At 40.4% G+C, this 16,592-nt stretch carries 14 protein-coding genes; 11 read left to right on the forward strand and 3 right to left on the reverse strand.

Annotated elements, in window-relative coordinates:
• Positions 1-100 precede the first annotated feature (100 nt).
• From ATS75_RS03385 to ttcA, 7 genes are all read left to right on the forward strand, one after another.
• The gene (locus ATS75_RS03385; protein WP_058558999.1) at positions 101-592 is read left to right on the forward strand and encodes a FixH family protein; all 492 of its coding nucleotides are present in this window, start codon (positions 101-103) and stop codon (positions 590-592) included.
• Positions 593-602: 10 nt separating this feature from the next.
• The gene (locus ATS75_RS03390; RefSeq protein ID WP_058559000.1) at positions 603-2,978 is read left to right on the forward strand and encodes a heavy metal translocating P-type ATPase; all 2,376 of its coding nucleotides are present in this window, start codon (positions 603-605) and stop codon (positions 2,976-2,978) included.
• The gene (gene ccoS, locus ATS75_RS03395; RefSeq protein WP_058559001.1) at positions 2,975-3,142 is read left to right on the forward strand and encodes a cbb3-type cytochrome oxidase assembly protein CcoS; all 168 of its coding nucleotides are present in this window, start codon (positions 2,975-2,977) and stop codon (positions 3,140-3,142) included. Before ATS75_RS03390 ends, ccoS begins: the two co-directional genes overlap by 4 nt.
• Positions 3,135-3,806, forward strand: coding sequence for a sulfite exporter TauE/SafE family protein (locus ATS75_RS03400; RefSeq protein WP_058559002.1), 672 nt, complete (start codon positions 3,135-3,137; stop codon positions 3,804-3,806). Before ccoS ends, ATS75_RS03400 begins: the two co-directional genes overlap by 8 nt.
• A 34-nt stretch (positions 3,807-3,840) precedes the next feature.
• Positions 3,841-4,575 (forward strand): FNR family transcription factor, encoded by a 735-nt coding sequence (locus tag ATS75_RS03405; protein WP_058559003.1) that lies wholly within the window; start codon positions 3,841-3,843, stop codon positions 4,573-4,575.
• A gap of 91 nt (positions 4,576-4,666) precedes the next feature.
• Positions 4,667-5,590: a universal stress protein UspE gene (uspE, locus tag ATS75_RS03410; RefSeq protein ID WP_058559004.1), complete on the forward strand. Its 924-nt coding sequence runs from the start codon at positions 4,667-4,669 to the stop codon at positions 5,588-5,590.
• Positions 5,591-5,677: 87 nt separating this feature from the next.
• The gene (gene ttcA / locus ATS75_RS03415; RefSeq protein WP_058559005.1) at positions 5,678-6,586 is read left to right on the forward strand and encodes a tRNA 2-thiocytidine(32) synthetase TtcA; all 909 of its coding nucleotides are present in this window, start codon (positions 5,678-5,680) and stop codon (positions 6,584-6,586) included.
• 68 nt (positions 6,587-6,654) lie between these two features.
• Here the strand turns inward: ttcA and secF are convergent, their stop codons facing one another.
• From secF to ATS75_RS03430, 3 genes are all read right to left on the reverse strand, one after another.
• The gene (gene secF / locus ATS75_RS03420; protein WP_058559006.1) at positions 6,655-7,572 is read right to left on the reverse strand and encodes a protein translocase subunit SecF; all 918 of its coding nucleotides are present in this window, start codon (positions 7,570-7,572) and stop codon (positions 6,655-6,657) included.
• The gene (gene secD / locus ATS75_RS03425; RefSeq protein ID WP_058559007.1) at positions 7,569-9,404 is read right to left on the reverse strand and encodes a protein translocase subunit SecD; all 1,836 of its coding nucleotides are present in this window, start codon (positions 9,402-9,404) and stop codon (positions 7,569-7,571) included. The genes secF and secD overlap by 4 nt, the downstream gene beginning before the upstream one ends.
• Before the next feature lie 92 nt (positions 9,405-9,496).
• Positions 9,497-9,985, reverse strand: coding sequence for a hypothetical protein (locus ATS75_RS03430; protein ID WP_058559008.1), 489 nt, complete (start codon positions 9,983-9,985; stop codon positions 9,497-9,499).
• Between the two features lie 270 nt (positions 9,986-10,255).
• On the opposite strand from ATS75_RS03430, the gene ATS75_RS03435 reads away from it, so the two are divergent.
• From ATS75_RS03435 to ATS75_RS03450, 4 genes are all read left to right on the forward strand, one after another.
• A complete protein-coding gene (locus tag ATS75_RS03435) occupies positions 10,256-12,001 on the forward strand; it encodes an ABCB family ABC transporter ATP-binding protein/permease (protein ID WP_058559084.1) in 1,746 nt (581 codons plus the stop codon).
• Between the two features lie 129 nt (positions 12,002-12,130).
• Entirely contained in the window at positions 12,131-14,203 is a 2,073-nt protein-coding gene (locus tag ATS75_RS03440) for a M13 family metallopeptidase (protein WP_058559009.1), read from the forward strand.
• 175 nt (positions 14,204-14,378) lie between these two features.
• Complete coding sequence (locus ATS75_RS03445; RefSeq protein WP_058559010.1) at positions 14,379-15,092, forward strand: YebC/PmpR family DNA-binding transcriptional regulator; 714 nt, start codon at positions 14,379-14,381, stop codon at positions 15,090-15,092.
• 79 nt (positions 15,093-15,171) lie between these two features.
• Positions 15,172-16,443 carry a leucine-rich repeat domain-containing protein gene (locus ATS75_RS03450; RefSeq protein WP_058559011.1) on the forward strand — a complete coding sequence of 424 codons (1,272 nt, stop codon included), beginning with the start codon at positions 15,172-15,174 and terminating at the stop codon, positions 16,441-16,443.
• Positions 16,444-16,592 lie beyond the last annotated feature (149 nt).

Genomic DNA, 16,592 nt, shown 5'->3' on the forward strand with positions numbered 1-16,592 from the left:
TTAATTAAGATCAAAAAAGCCTCCATTCGGAGGCTTTTTTTTAGTCTTTTTAAAACAAATCCTATAAAATGTCCCTATCACAAACTAATGAAGTGTATTTATGAGCCCTACTCCTTGGTATAAAAATTTCTGGCCTTGGTTCTTAATCTTTTTTCCTCTTGTTGCCATTGTTGGCTGTATATCGTTGTTTATCACTGCGATCGGAAATGGACCTGACATGGTCGTTGACGACTACTATAAAAAAGGTAAAGCAATTAACTTAGAGCTTAGCAAGTTTGACAAAGCCAAAGCACTTTACCTTCACGGCAACCTAACAGCTGAAGATGACAAAATCAGCTTTAAATTCACAAAAGGCGACACCAGTAATATTCATTCGTTAAAAGTCTCTTTTTATCATCGTACTATTGGAGAACATGACTTTAATGTTCATTTGACACCCAATGCCAATGGTGAATTTACTGCGATAGTTGAGCCATACAGTGAAGGTACTTACACGGTGTTTCTTGAGCCAACTGACGCAAGTTGGAAGCTAAAAGAAAACATTACTTTGCCAAATCAGCAAAGTATCGCGATTAACCCTGAATATAAGTAGTTGTATCATCATGGCTAATAATTGCTTTCACTGTCTTGAAAGTGTTCCCTCTGGGTTTAGTGCAACCGTCGAAATTGACGGTAGCCCTCAATCTATGTGTTGCATTGGGTGTCAAACAGTTGCTGAAACAATTGTGGCGCAAGGTATGACTGATTATTATAAATTTAGAACAGTGCGCGCTGGGAAAGTTGAACAGCTGGTGCCTGAACAGCTCGCATTTATTACTAGCTATGATAATCCTGATATACAAGAAGAGTTTATTTCGCAAAACAATGACGTTAGCGAAGTCCTTTTAACCGTTGAAGGTATAACGTGTGCGGCGTGCGCATGGCTAATTGAAAAACAGTTACTGAATATGCCTGCCGTGAAACGAGTCGACGTAAATACGTCAACGAATCGTGCCATGATCCAATGGCACAAAGACGCCCTTCCTCTTAGTGAAATTATAAAATCCCTGCTTGAAATCGGCTACAAAGCCTACCCATTTCAAGCCGATATCGAAGCCAGTCAGAAACAACTCGTAGCAAAAGCATATATTCGCCGTCTCGGTGTTGCAGGCTTGATGACGATGCAAGTAATGATGTTTGCATTTGCCATGTATTTTGGCATGTTCTCTGGGATGGAAGACGATTTTGAACAGTACTTTCGTTGGATCAGCTTAATCCTAGCATCGCCGGTTATTTTATACAGTGCACTGCCGTTTTTAACGAATGCAATCAATGGGCTTAAGGCTAAACAGTTAAATATGGACTTACCGGTCTCTTTAGCCATATTTGGTGCATATGCAGCCAGTGGTTACGCCACTGTCATGGAGGTCGGAGAAGTTTACTTTGAATCTATCTGCATGTTCACTTTTTTACTCTTATTAGGTAAATATTTAGAATTTAGAGCACGCCTCAAAGCAAGCGAATTTACCGCTAACTTGCAAAAACTTCTGCCGTTGACTGCGCGTACACTTGATGAGAATGGGCATGAGCGTATTATCGCAGCTAAAAAACTCAAATTAGATGACCGTGTATTGGTTAAAGCTGGCGAAACAATCCCTGCAGATGGCATTGTGTGTGCGGGTACGACTACAGTAGATGAATCAATGATGACGGGTGAACACCTTCCTGTTAATAAGTATATTGAACACCAAGTCTTTGCAGGCACCGTTAATCACGATGGTGTAATTGAAATTCGCATTAATAAGCTTGGTCAAAATACACTGTTAAATCAAATAATAAAACTACAACACAGTGCACTTGCTACTCGGCCTAAACTAGTGGAAGTAACTGACAAAGTGGCACAATGGTTCGTAGCTTGCTTGTTAGTTTTTGCATCATTAACCGCGATTGGCTGGTATCAAATAGACCCTGAACATGCTTTTTGGATTACTATCGCGGTACTTGTTGCTACCTGTCCGTGTGCATTAAGTCTCGCGATCCCCACTGCTCTAACGTGTGCTGTTGCCACACTTACGCGTAAAGGTGTACTCATCAAACAGGCCCATGTGCTTGAAACATTACCGCAACTAACGCGTATTGCGTTTGATAAAACAGGCACGCTAACACAAGGGCGTTTTAGCTTCGAAAAAATCGACATTATTGATAGCCAGTATCAAAAAGAGCACATTTTATCGCTTGCAGCCCAATTAGAGAGCTATTCTGAACACCCTATTGCATCGGCATTTAATGAGTTTACCCCTCACCTACGTGATTTAACTAACATCACCATTGTTCCCGGTGAAGGCATAACAGGTGAAGATGAGCAGCGCCATTATGCCATTGGTAAAAGTGGATGGTTCAACACACCAAAAAGCAATGCGCAAGCCACCTTTTATGTTGATCATCAACCTGTTGCCCACTTTTACTTGATTGATGAAGTTAAACCTAACGCACAAGGTTTAATCGCCACTTTGCAACAGCAAAACTTAACCTGTCATATGCTAACGGGTGATGCCTCAAGCGCAGGGCAAAAAATTGCAGAAAAACTGAATCTTAACAGTTATAAATCAGGCTGTTTACCACAAGATAAACAAACTGAAGTGGAAAAATGGTCAGCCCAAGGTGATGTTGTTGCAATGGTAGGTGATGGTGTAAATGACAGCCCCGTGTTTAACAGTGCTCATTTATCGATTGCCATGGAAACAGGGGCTGATATTTCTAAAAATACAGCGGATGTGGTATTACTGAACAGCGATTTGTCTGCGGTTTCACATCTAATGACTGTGTCTAAAAAAACACGTCGTATAATTAAACAGAATTTAGCCATCTCGTTAATCTACAACGGCTCTATCCTCCCACTTGCCGCTTTAGGGCTTGTAGCGCCTTGGATGGCTGTGATTGGTATGTCCGCAAGTTCAATTATTGTTATCAGTAATTCATTGAGGCTATTAAAGTTATGAGCATAATTTATATTTTAATCCCAATTGCAATTTTGTTTGTCATTATCGCCATTGGCGTGTTCTTTTGGGCAGTACGTGGCGAACAGTTTTCAGATTTAAACAAACAAGGTCACAGCATTTTGTTTGAAGACGACAAAGAGCAACATAATAAAAGCAATGATTGACCCTCTTTACATTAGCGCATTTATTATGGGGCTCATCGGCAGTGGCCACTGCATAGCAATGTGTGGTGGGATTGCCAGCTCACTGCAATTAGCGACTGATAAAAAAAGCCCTTTGGCGTATACAACGGCCTATAATGTTGGCCGTGCCACCAGTTATATACTCGCAGGTGCATTCGTTGCTGGCATTAGCAGCCAATTTGCAAGTCAAAGCCATTGGTTTTCATTGGGTCTAAGTTTTTTTAGTGGCGTGTTTATGTTATTAGTCGGTTTGTATATCATGCGTCTAGGCGCAAGCTTACAATGGCTCGAATCGCTGGGTAAAACACTTATTTGGCAACATTTGGTCAAATTAAATCGATTTCTTATGCCAATAAACTCGATTCCTAAAGCAGTGGCGTATGGTGCATTGTGGGGATGGCTCCCCTGTGGTTTAGTTTATACAGCGCTTACATGGGCCATGACGGGAGAAACAGCATTAGAAGGTGCTGGCGTCATGCTCTTTTTCGCCTTAGGCACATTTCCAGCCATGTTAAGTATTGGCATGGGGGCACAGGTTTTACATAAACTATTGAACCACCCATGGGCGCGCATTGCGATGGGCAGCATTCTTATTTGGTACGGTATATACTTACTTATTATTGCAACTGACAAATTAGTGCATTAGTCTAACTAAAAAAGCACTTTAATGGATTTAACTGATGGATTTTTCTAACAACAAAGCAAAAAGCAACTGTACAATTAGCTGTAACGACTGCAGTATCAGCCAGCTGTGCTTGCCTTTTACCCTCAACGGCCAAGAAATGGATAAGCTTGACGAAATCATCGAGCGCAAAAAACCTTTACACAAAGGTGACTTTTTATTCGAATCGGGTGCCCCTTTAAATGCTATTTTTGCCGTTCGTTCAGGATCGTTTAAGTCTTATACCTTGTCAGAGCAAGGAGATGAACAAATTACAGGGTTTCATCTTGCCGGAGATTTAGTGGGTTTTGACGCTATTAATAAAATGCAACATCAAAGCTTTTCTCAAGCGCTTGAAACATCAATGGTATGCGAAATCCCTTTTGATACCTTAGATGAGTTATCTGGCAAATTACCTAAACTGCGCCAGCAAATAATGCGTTTAATGAGTAACGAAATTAATTACGATCAAGAAATGCTCTTGTTATTGAATAAAAAATCAGCAGAAGAACGACTGGCCAGCTTTATTTATAACCTGTCTGATCGCTTTGGTGAACGTGGTTTTTCTCGTAAAGAGTTCAGATTTACTATGACGCGAGGCGAAATAGGTAATTATTTAGGTCTCACTGTTGAAACGATTAGCCGTTTATTGAGCCGCTTTCAAAAAGCAGACCTTATAAAAGTAGAAGGTAAGTTCATCACTATTTTAGATAATGATGGTTTACGCGATACCGCGGCTATTTCCGCAAAATAAATTTTGATCTAAAACAAAACTTACTCAGCTGTGCCTTTAACTCCACACATTATACGTTACACTGTATAAAAAGTAGTTAAAGGAGCAGCTAATGAATACCATCCAACAAATTCTTGCCGTCATTGACCCAACTGTTGATTCACAGCATGGTCTATCTCGTTCAATCGATCTCGCAAAAAAATCAGGGGCCAGCATCACTGCCTTTATGAGTATTTATGATTTTTCATACGAAATGACCACCATGCTTTCAAGTGATGAGCGTGAAGCAATGAGAAATGCCGTTGTCAAAGACCGTCAAGCATGGCTTGATGATATCCTTGCTCAATACCCTGATATAGAAATAAAAAGCCAAGTTGTCTGGCATAACCGCACTTACGAGGCCATTATAGATGCCGTTATTGAGCAAAATTTTGACTTGGTAGTAAAAGGCACGCATCAACACGACACGCTAAAATCGGTTATTTTCACGCCAACTGACTGGCATTTAATTCGCAAATGCCCTGCCCCAGTGTTGCTAGTTAAAGAACAAGCTTGGCCAGAGCGAGGAAACATATTAGCTGCGGTCAACTCAGTCAGCGAAAACGACCAGCACCTTGCACTCAATAACCGCATTATCAAAGATGCACAGTTTTTATGTGAACTTGCCAATGCAAAGCTTAATTTAGTGAATGCTTACCCAGCAACGCCAGTAAATATTGCCATTGAAATACCTGAGTTCAATCCCAGTATCTATAATGAATCGGTTAAAAAGCACCATGTTGAATCTACACATGAATTAGCAAATAAGTACACTATCCCTCATTCAGATTGCGCCATTGAAGAAGGATTGCCTGAAGACGTTATCCCTGACGTTGCAGCACGCTTAAACAGTGAACTTGTGGTTATTGGTACGGTAGGTCGAACCGGTTTAAGCGCTGCGTTAGTCGGGAACACCGCAGAGCATGTTATTGATAGTTTGAACTGTGATGTTCTCGCACTTAAACCCGATGGTTATGTTTCTCCATTGGCAAAATAAATTAGCCAATAAATAAGTTTTGAGCATTGCCACTTTCAGCATATAATACGGCCCTTATTTTTACGTATAGTATTTCAAGGGGCCGTAATGTCGCATTCTGTTCAAGCCAAAGCTCAATTTAACTTCAATAAGTTACAAAAGCGCTTACGTCGCCAAACTGGTCAAGCAGTGATGGACTTCAATATGATTGAAGAAGGCGATCGCATCATGGTCTGTTTATCTGGTGGCAAAGACAGCTATACCCTTTTAGAAATGCTGAAGCATTTACAACGTGTTGCGCCTATTAAGTTTGAACTTTTTGTTGTCAACCTTGATCAAAAACAGCCTGGATTCCCAGAACATGTATTGCCTGAGTACTTAGACAGACAAGACGTAGAATACAAAATAGTTGAAGAAGATACCTACAGCATCGTTACTGATATCATTCCAGAAGGTAAAACAACCTGTTCTCTTTGTTCACGATTACGTCGTGGTATTTTGTACCGCACAGCAAAAGAACTTGGCGCAACGAAAATTGCGCTTGGTCACCACCGCGATGATATGATTGAGACACTATTCTTAAATATGTTTTACGGCGGCAAACTCAAAAGCATGCCTGCAAAGTTAATGAGTGATAACGGTGAGCACATGGTAATTCGCCCACTTGCGTATTGTAAAGAAGCGGATATTGAACAATATGCAATTCACCAAGCTTATCCAATCATTCCATGTAATTTGTGTGGCTCGCAAGAGAACCTTCAACGAAAGCACACAAAAGCAATGCTTGCGAAGTGGAATGAAGAACACCCAGGGCGCATTGAAAGCATCTTTACAGCGATGCAAAACGTGGTACCTTCGCATTTAGCTGATAATGAGTTGTTTGACTTTAAACACTTAAAAACGGGTGAAGTGGTTGATGGCGGTGATATTGCACTTGATAAACCCGATATACCAAAGCAACCAGCAACTGCTCCTGAACAAGAATCTGCTGAAGTTGTTACCATCAACTTAAGCTAGTTTAAGTTAAAAGTTTAAAAAATGCCGCTTTTATAGCGGCATTTTAGTTTGTAAAATATCTAATTTCTTTATGGCATATCCATTAATGCTTGGCTTTTTTCATCTAACTTTAATTTGTAGTTTTCTGCACTTAAGCCTAACAACTGCGGCAATGTAACCGCAATACAGATTGACGATACAGTACCAAAAACTATTCCTGCAAATAATGCTATTGAAAATCCCTGCAAAGGTGCACCTGCAAAAAGCCAAACACTGCCGACAGTGGCCAAAGTCGTGCCTGAGGTAATTAAAGTACGCGTTAACGTGCTGCTAATCGCATTATTAATAACATTATTTACTGTTAGCTGCGCTGCGTTATCATGCCGTAATAATTCACGCACTCTATCACCAACAATTATCGAGTCATTAAGAGAATAACCAATAATAGCGAGCAAGCTTGCCAGCACTGTTAAATTAAATTCCAGCTGAAGCCATGAGAATAATCCCAGCACAATTATTATATCGTGAAACAGAGCCGCTACCGCGCCGATTGCCAAGCGCCACTCAAAACGTACAGCGAGATAAAGCATCACCGCTACCATCGCTGTAAATAAGGCTAAAACGCCCTGTTCAAGTAACTCATCACCCACTTGACTACCTAAGTAAGATGACGAAATAACCTCAAGCCCTAACGTGGGATCTTGCTTAAGTGCTTGTAACCACATTGATTGCTCAGCACTTTCTTTTATTTGAAAGTGTTGCGCAGACTGCGCAGTTAATACATAGTTTTCAGTCCCTGTTGCTGCAATTTTTTGCTGCATCTGCGAATCACTCACTGCAACTGCGGTCGTAAACTCAGTTAAATACCCACCGGTAAAATCAAAGCCAATATTAAGGCCCTTATTCACCACACTAAAACCTGATAACAAAACAAATAAGACTGAAATTACTAGTCCTATATACCGGATTTGTGTCCCATTTTTTAAAAAAGAGTCACGAGATATCATACATTTGCTCCTTGTTTGTTAGCCAGTTTTAAATAGAGCGTTTGGCTTAAGGCTTTTGCCACAAATACACCGGTAAACACACTGGTAATAAGACCTAACGCCAAGGTGATCGCAAAACCTTTTATAGGCCCGTACCCTATACTATACAAAATAATTGCTGTTATCATGGTTGTTATATTGGCATCAAAAATAGTGCTAAATGCTTGATTATATCCCTGTTCGATTGCCTGATAGGGTGCCCGCCCCTTCAAGCGCTCCTCTTTTATTCGCTCAAAAATAATCACATTTGTATCAACTGCCATACCTATGGTTAATACAAGCCCAGCAATACCAGGGAGGGTCAGGACAACACCGGGTAATAACGACATTAAACCCACCAATGCGGTTAAGTTTAATAATAAAGCAATATTAGCAATGAGCCCTAATTGTCGGTACCACAGCGCCATAAACAGCAGTGTCATGCCCATACCCAGCATCAAAGCAGCTAAGCCATTATTTATGTTATCAGCCCCTAAACTTGGGCCAATCGTTTGCTCTTGAACAATGGTCACCGGCGCTGTCAACGATCCTGCACGCAGTAATAGCGCTAAATCTTGGGCTGCTTGAGCACTTTGCATATTGGTTATACTAAACCGACTACTCAAATGCCCAAGGATATTTGCGACGTTTATTACTTCACTTTTTTTAACCGTATCACCTTGTTCATTTATATAATATTCAGAATAAACCGTTGCCATAGGCTTACCTATGTTACGTTTAGAAAACGCAGACATAGCTTCGCCACCTTGACTATCCAAGCTTAATTGCACAAGGGGTTTACCCCACTCATCACGTCCTGATTGAGCATTATTGATGTGCTGTCCTGAAAATATAGCCACTGGATCTAAGTGAATTGTGCCACCATCTTGCAAATTAAATGTTTTCCCTCCCACTTCTTTGATCTGGTAAAACTCTAATGACGCTGTGGCTCCAATAATCCGTTTTGCCTCGCTAGGATCTTGAACTCCAGGCAACTCAATGCGGATCCGTTGCTTTCCTTGGCGCTGCGTAACGGCCTCAGTAATACCCAACTCCTCAATTCTGCCCCTGAGAGTGGTCAGTGTTTGACTCATTATATCTTTTGCAAATTCATTGGAGCCCTGTTCACTAAAGCTAAACGATACCGCTATAAAACTACCTTGGTTGTGACTAACCGCTTGTAAATACTCAAAATGGCTGAGTACTTCTTTTTCTATTACTAGCGCACTCGCTTTGTCTTGAGAATGAAGCTCAAAACCTACACTGCTCTTTTGTACCCGCACACCTCGCGCTTTGTTCTCACGGATCAATCTTTTGGTTTGCTCAAATGCATTATCTACCTGCTCTTGCTCTGCTTTGGCAAGGTCAACATCTAACACAAACAGTACGCCACCATTCAGATCTAACCCTAATTTTATAGGCGCGAGTCCTAAACTCTGTAACCATTGAGGGCTGGTTTGGTGACTAACAATTTTACTCGTCAGTTCGGCAAAATGATGTTTAAGTAATTGTTGTGCGCTGGCACTCTTAGCGGGGTTATCTAGCAATACTTCAAGTTCAAAACCATCATTTATTGTGAACTCCAATGCTTGAGCAACGCTAAACTCATGTTGGTTCAGATAATCAATGAGGTTCTTTGTTGTGATTGAGTGCGCTATCGTTTGATTATTATTTACTTGCACATGTAACCAAGACGTAGCTGGGTATAAATTTGGTGCAGCGCTCACAGCGAGTAAAATTAAAGCCACACACATGGCCATATAACTGAGTTTAAAACGCTGAAAAAGCGATTTTTTTACTGGTTTTTTTAACATAATTATTTCCTTTAGCCGGCGAAGTACACTGGCTTCATGCCCTAAGGCACATTAATTTTAAATTTTCGTCATACTATAAATTAATGTGGAAATTAACTGTGGTAGGTATTAACTGATCGGTAGAGTAAGTTTGCGTCTTTCCAGCCGCTTAAACGCGTTTTTTTACCTTCATAAGCCGTATACCACGGGCGGGTAATAGGTGGCTCTAAAGGCTTTAAATAGAGTTCGCGGGCCAAACTTGCTTTAAAAAACTCAAATATCGGTGTGTAATTAGGCTCAACTTGAACCTGATGTAAAAATAAAGATGAATTGCTTAAGGCTAAACGAAATTGTACCGGCTCAAAGCCGGACTCTTTAGGATGGCTTGCAATATGCTTTGTAGATTCGACTAGAACAGGCGCTAAAGGGGATAAAAATTCAACCTGTGTGCTGCTTATTCGTTGCCAGTGATCTAATTTAACGCTGGTAAAAGAAACTGCTGATTCCACTTCTTTACTTACGCCCACATGATTACTCGCATGTACACTTAAAAGTGAAAATACGATTAACAATGCGATAATAATAAAGCGTAAATGGATCATTTTTACTTTCAATCAATTAGAATACAGACTGATATTGGGTGTGATTTTTAAATTTCAATAGCTCACTTTCATTTTAGCAATTTACATAATTAAACTAAGTTTAATGCGCCATTTCATTAAACTGCTCTATGGGTAATAATAGCTTTGACAATAAACGAATAAAGTTCTTTATAAATCATTAATGTATATACTCTAATCCCCTAACCCCCATAAAGCAGGAACACTATGCGCGGAGCAAGCAGGCAAGAAACAGTTAAGCACCAAGACGCGATGAATTTAAGTCAAAGTATTAAAACTCTTTGGCCATATTTGATGGCGTTTAAAGGTCGCGTTTTTTTTGCTCTTTTAGCCCTTATAGCAGCCAAAGGCGCCACTTTGCTCATGCCTTGGGCACTCAAAGAGATCATTGATGCGGTTGATGGAAATTTACAAACCCTACTCCTAGTCCCTATCGCATTACTCTTATTATACGGTGGATTAAGGTTTGCCGGGGTCTTTTTTGGCGAGGTTCGTGATGCGCTATTTGGTCGTGTAACAGAGCATGCAATGCGACATATCGGTTTAAAAGTATTTAAACACTTGCACGCTTTAGAGTTAAGTTTTCATTTAGATAGACAAACCGGTGGCATAAGTCGTGATATTGAACGTGGTACTCGAGGACTGAGCTTTTTAATGCGGTTTTTAATGTTTAATATTGTGCCAACGTTATTTGAAATCGTGATTGTTGCAGTCATATTCGCCACCATTTTTTCACCTTGGTTTGCACTTGTCACCCTAATTGCCGTTATAAGTTATATTGCATTCACCGTCATTGTTACACAGTGGCGCAATCGCTTTATTCGTGAAGCGAATCAAGCTGATAACAACAGTAATAGTCGCGCGATTGATAGCTTATTAAATTATGAAACCGTTAAATATTTTAACAATGAAGAGTATGAAGCTAAAAGCTACGATACGTTTTTAGCGAGCTGGGAGCAAGCGAGGCTGAAAAACCGATTATCATTGCTTGCTTTAAACTCAGGGCAAGCGTTGATCATAGCAGCCGCCATTACAGCGCTTATGTGGCTTGGCGCCGCAGATGTTGTAACTGGAAAGCTTACTATTGGTGAGCTCGTTATGATAAATGCATACATGATTCAGCTATTTTTACCGCTTAACTTTTTGGGCTTTGTGTATCGCGAAATTCGCCGTGCTTTAACCGACCTTGAAAATATGCTCGGATTACTCACACGCAAAGCAAAAATTAAAGACTCAGCTGACGCTAAGCCATTAGATTTAGCAAAGGGTAATATTTCATTTGAAAATGTTCATTTTGGCTATGAAGCAAATCGCGGCATCATTAATAACTTAAGCTTTAACATTGCAGCGAATAGTAAAGTCGCGGTTGTTGGCTCAAGCGGTGCGGGTAAAAGCACCCTAGCACGCTTACTTTATCGTTTTTATGATATACAAAGCGGCAGTATCAAAATTGATGACCAGCCAATAAATAGCATTTCCTTAGAAAGCTTACGCCAAGCTATTGCCATCGTCCCGCAAGACACTGTTTTATTTAATACGAGTATTCGTGAAAATATAGCGTACGGGCGTCCAACGGCCACCGATGATGAAATTGATACCGCTATTAGACTTGCCCACCTGGGTGATTTTATTAAAAGCCTTGATAAAGGTGACCAAACACTTGTAGGTGAGCGAGGATTAAAAGTCTCAGGTGGTGAAAAACAACGTATAGCAATTGCACGGGCAATATTGAAACAATCGCCAATTTTAATTTTTGACGAAGCTACTTCAGCACTCGACTCTCATTCAGAGCAAGCAATACTGAACGCAATGCGAGAAGTGGCAAGTAACCACACCAGCTTAGTGATTGCCCACAGGTTGTCGACCATTACAGATGCTGACAATATAATTGTGCTTAAAGAAGGCCAATTAGTTGAACAAGGCACTCATCAAACATTATTAAATTTGGGAGGCGAATATTCACGTATGTGGCAATTACAACAAACAGAGTCCACATAGTTGTGTTAACCTAATTCTATCGAGCGATTAGGTTATTCACCTCAAAATGTTTGTTTACCTAAACGTTCTCAATAACAATCAAAGATAGAATAATTAAATTACGATAAAAATAATATCCAAGGTAACCCAATGAAAAAAACGCTTATCGCAGCAACACTCGCTGCAACATTTTTAACTGGTTGTTCACAGCCTGAGCCAACAGAAACAAAAGATACAGCAACTGAAACAGTTGCAAGCACGCAAAAAGCAGAGTTAGGTACATTCGGTGTTGATTTATCAGCGCGTAATGAAGCCGTTAAACCTGGCGATGACTTCTTCATGTATGCCAGCGGTACTTGGTATGACAACTATGAAATGCCGGCAGATAAAACTCGTTATGGTGCATTTTCAGGCCTTGCTGAGCGCAGTGAAGAGCGTGTTAAAGCCATTATTGAAGAAATAGCTGCACGTGATGATTTGAACGCAGAAGAGCAACTGATTGCTGATTTTTACAACGCCTACATGGATACCGAAACGCTTAATAAATTAGGCTTAGCCCCCATTAAATCTATACTTAGTGATATTAGTGCAGTTTCATCAACTGACGATTTAACTAAGCTGTTTGGTCAATCATGGTTGTCTGGTGTTAATTCACCGATTGGCGGTGGCATGTGGTTTAACCGTCTTGACCCAAATAAATATGAAATGTCTTTAGGCGCGGGCGGCTTAGGTTTACCAGATCGTTCTTATTATCTTGAAGATTCAGAGCGCTTTGAAAAAACACGCGCTGCGTATGTCGCACATATTAGCGAAATGCTAACATTAGCTGGTGTTGATAACAGCGCTGAACGAGCAAAATCAATCCTCGCGCTTGAAACAAAAATAGCACAAGGTCATTGGCCACGTGAAAAACGTCGTAATCGCGACCTTACATTAAATCAAATTAAACGCGAAGAATTAAATGCTGCGTATCCAGGTTTTAACTGGGACCTGTATTTTGCCCAAACAGGTTACAAAGTACCTCAACTTAATGTGTCGCAGCCTGAGCCTATTAAAGCCATGATTGAGTTAATCAATCAAGAAGACTTAGCAGTATGGAAAGACTATTTAACGTACCATGCTGTCAGTGGTAATGCGTCATTGTTATCAGAAGAAGTATTCAATACTAACTTTGCTTTTTACGGTAAAGAACTTAATGGCCAACAAGAACCACGTCCACGTTGGAAGCGCGCTATTAGCCAAATGTCGAGCACTAACTCGTTAGGCTTTGCCATCGGTAAAGTATACGTAGCACGTTACTTCCCAGAGTCATCTAAACAGCAAATGTCTGAGTTGGTAGAAAACCTGCGCACAGCACTTGGCGAGCGCATTGATAACCTTGACTGGATGGGCGAAGAAACCAAAGTAAATGCACACGCTAAACTAGCCGCATTTGTACCAAAAATTGGCTACCCTGATGTATGGCAATCATTTGATGGCTTATCAATCAGTAAAACTGACTTAATGGGTAACATTAAAAATACCCGTGAGTTTTTTAGAGCCGACAGCGTAGCAAAAGAACTTGAGGTCACTGATCGTAATCGTTGGGGTATGACGCCACAGCGTGTTAATGCTTATTACAACAGTTCATTTAACGAAATTGTATTCCCAGCCGCAATTTTACAACCCCCATTTTTTGATCCAAATGCAGATCCTGCCGTTAACTACGGTGGCATAGGTGCTGTAATTGGTCACGAAATGGGCCATGGTTTTGATGACCAAGGTTCAAAATCAGATGCGAACGGTGTACAGCGCAACTGGTGGACCGATGCCGACCGTGCAGCGTTTGATGCAAAAGCTGACCAACTTGCAGCGCAATATAGTAAATACGAGCCTATTCCTGGAAACTTCGTCAATGGCCGTAATAGTTTAGGTGAAAATATTGGTGATGTTGGTGGACTTGCAATGGCCTATCACGCATACAAGTTAAGCTTAAACGGTAAAGAAGCGCCTGTTATTGATGGCGTAACGGGCGATCAACGTTTCTTCCTAGCATGGGCACAGGTATGGAAAGAAAAACGTACTGAGCAAAGCATGCTTAACCAGCTTCGTGGCGGTACACATGCCCCAGGTCGCTTTAGAGCGCAAGCACCACGTAACCATGACGCATGGTACAAAGCATTTGATGTAAAACCTGGTGATGCACTTTATTTACCTGAAGAAGAACGTGTACGTATTTGGTAATAATCAGATACATTTTGATTGAAAATATAGCCCGCATTTGCGGGTTATATTTTTTGTACACCCTATTCAACGCAACTTTAATTCCTACTGAATTCTGTATTTCCACGCGACTTGGGTATAGAATACGGCACTATTAAATTTATACTTTTAAAAACATATTTAAGGCGAAACGCAGATGGGAAGAGCTTACCAAAATAAAAAAGATTCAATGGCTAAAACTGCGGGTGCTAAAACGAAAGTTTACTCAAAGTACGGTAAAGAAATATATATTTGTGCTAAAAATGGAGGAGTTGATCCAGATGGTAACCTTGCACTTCGTCGCTTAATCGATCGTGCAAAAAAGGATCAAGTACCTGCCCACGTTATCGAACGTGCTATCGATAAAGCCAAAGGTGGCGGTGGTGAAGATTACGCTGCAACACGCTATGAAGGTTATGGCCCAGGCAACTGTATGATCATTGTTGATTGCTTAACTGACAACAACAAACGCACATTTGCTGATGTACGTGTTTGTTTTACCAAAGCGAATGCTAAAATTGGCGCACAAAATTCTGTATCTCATTTATTCGATCACCTTGCGATTTTCGTATTTGATGGCGATGATGACGAAGCTGTGCTTGAAGCGCTTATGATGGCTGACGTAGATGTAACTGACGTCGAAGTAGAAGCAGGTAAAGTCACTGTGTTTGCGCCTCACACAGAGTACAATAATACGCGCACTGCACTTGAAGAAATGGGCATCTCTGAATTTGACGAAGACTTAATTGCCTTTGTACCACAAGTTGAAGCCCCTATTGAAGGTGAAGATGTTGAAGTCATGGAGCGCTTTTTAGCCATGCTTGAAGATTGTGATGATGTACAAAACGTATACCATAACGCACAGTTTTAATTACATTTATTAAGACTAAAAATAGGCCAACTTAGTTTGGCCTTTTTGATTTTTAAAACATAAAAAATGGAATTTCATTTTGAATACCCTTGAACAGCTTCGCAGTGGTCAATTAATTGGGGCTACACGCTTGCAGTTAGTAGAGCAGTTAGCCTCATTCCCTGAAGAGATCTTCACGCTTGCAGACACCCTTGAAGTGCTCGATTTATCCAATAATAACTTGGCTGATTTACCCGATGAGTTTGCACAATTAACAAAACTCAAACGCGTCTTTTTGTCGTTTAATCAATTTAAGCATATTCCGCCAGTATTAGCACAATGCCCTGCCCTAATTATGATAGCGTTTAAAGGCAACCAAATTAGCGAATTTGCTGAGAATAGTTTACCGGTTTCAACCCAATGGCTAATTTTAACTGATAATGAAATAACCCAATTACCAGAGTCATTTGGTGAACTAACACAGTTGCGAAAATTGGCGCTAGCGGGCAATAAATTAACGACTCTGCCTCAAAGTATGAAAAACTGCAAAGCACTTGAATTAGTTCGTTTGTCTGCCAATAACCTAACTCAAGTTGATGACTGGCTTTTTGAATTGCCTAAGCTTACTTGGCTGGCATTTGCAGGAAACGATTTTAATAAATCACAATGTTTGCACAATGCGCCATTAAATAAAGCCAACATTGATGAATTTGAGCTGATTAGCCAAATTGGCGAAGGTGCTTCTGGCATCATTCACCTTGCAAAATGGCAGCAGAAAAACGTAGCTGTAAAATTATTTAAAGGCGCCATTACCAGTGATGGTTACCCACTTGATGAAGTTAATTGTTGCTTGCAAACAGGGCAACATAGTAACCTTATAAAAGTGCTCGCGTATAGTGATAATCCTGCACAATTAGGGCTTGTAATGGAGCTTATTAGCTCAGAATATCAAAACTTAGGCTTACCCCCAACGTTGGACACTTGCACACGCGATACGTTTGCACAGCACACACAATTCAGCATTACTGCAATAAAATCTATCGTTAAACAAATGACCAGCACCGTCGCGCATTTACATGCTAATAATGTAAGTCATGGTGACATTTATGCTCATAATATTATGGTAGATAAAGAGCCAAATGTTTTATTTGGTGATTTTGGTGCAGCAACAAACCTAGCATCATTATCCGACTACCAGCGCCAACAAATGCAATACATAGAAGTTCGCGCGATTGGTTGTTTAATTGATGATTTACTCAGTGTATGCAACGAAAATGAAGCGACTGAGCATTTAAATACATTAGCTCAACAGTGTATGGCAAAGCAAGTCTCTTCAAGACCATCGCTCCAGACCCTTATTGAATCCCTTTAATACCAATTCGCTTAATTAAGTGATCTATTTTGAGGATGGAAAAGCGTGTTGATAGCTAGGAGAAATTTGCTATTTAGTTGTTCTAAATGAAAATTTCATAACGCAGGTAGCGACACGGTTTACAGTATATAAACCGTGTTTAATGCTGT

Source organism: Pseudoalteromonas sp. H105 (assembly GCF_001469215.1).
Taxonomy (GTDB): domain Bacteria; phylum Pseudomonadota; class Gammaproteobacteria; order Enterobacterales; family Alteromonadaceae; genus Pseudoalteromonas.

Excerpts from the sequence above, each read along its gene's own strand:
- ATS75_RS03445 (WP_058559010.1), top strand. The coding sequence starts at position 14,379 with ATGGGAAGAGCTTACCAAAATAAAAAAGATTCAATGGCTAAAACTGCG.
- uspE (WP_058559004.1), top strand. The coding sequence starts at position 4,667 with ATGAATACCATCCAACAAATTCTTGCCGTCATTGACCCAACTGTTGAT.
- ATS75_RS03390 (WP_058559000.1), top strand. The coding sequence starts at position 603 with ATGGCTAATAATTGCTTTCACTGTCTTGAAAGTGTTCCCTCTGGGTTT.
- ccoS (WP_058559001.1), top strand. The coding sequence starts at position 2,975 with ATGAGCATAATTTATATTTTAATCCCAATTGCAATTTTGTTTGTCATT.
- ATS75_RS03430 (WP_058559008.1), bottom strand. The coding sequence starts at position 9,985 with ATGATCCATTTACGCTTTATTATTATCGCATTGTTAATCGTATTTTCA.
- ATS75_RS03385 (WP_058558999.1), top strand. The coding sequence starts at position 101 with ATGAGCCCTACTCCTTGGTATAAAAATTTCTGGCCTTGGTTCTTAATC.
- ATS75_RS03405 (WP_058559003.1), top strand. The coding sequence starts at position 3,841 with ATGGATTTTTCTAACAACAAAGCAAAAAGCAACTGTACAATTAGCTGT.
- ATS75_RS03435 (WP_058559084.1), top strand. The coding sequence starts at position 10,256 with ATGAATTTAAGTCAAAGTATTAAAACTCTTTGGCCATATTTGATGGCG.
- secF (WP_058559006.1), bottom strand. The coding sequence starts at position 7,572 with ATGATATCTCGTGACTCTTTTTTAAAAAATGGGACACAAATCCGGTAT.
- ATS75_RS03400 (WP_058559002.1), top strand. The coding sequence starts at position 3,135 with ATGATTGACCCTCTTTACATTAGCGCATTTATTATGGGGCTCATCGGC.
- ttcA (WP_058559005.1), top strand. The coding sequence starts at position 5,678 with ATGTCGCATTCTGTTCAAGCCAAAGCTCAATTTAACTTCAATAAGTTA.
- secD (WP_058559007.1), bottom strand. The coding sequence starts at position 9,404 with ATGTTAAAAAAACCAGTAAAAAAATCGCTTTTTCAGCGTTTTAAACTC.
- ATS75_RS03440 (WP_058559009.1), top strand. The coding sequence starts at position 12,131 with ATGAAAAAAACGCTTATCGCAGCAACACTCGCTGCAACATTTTTAACT.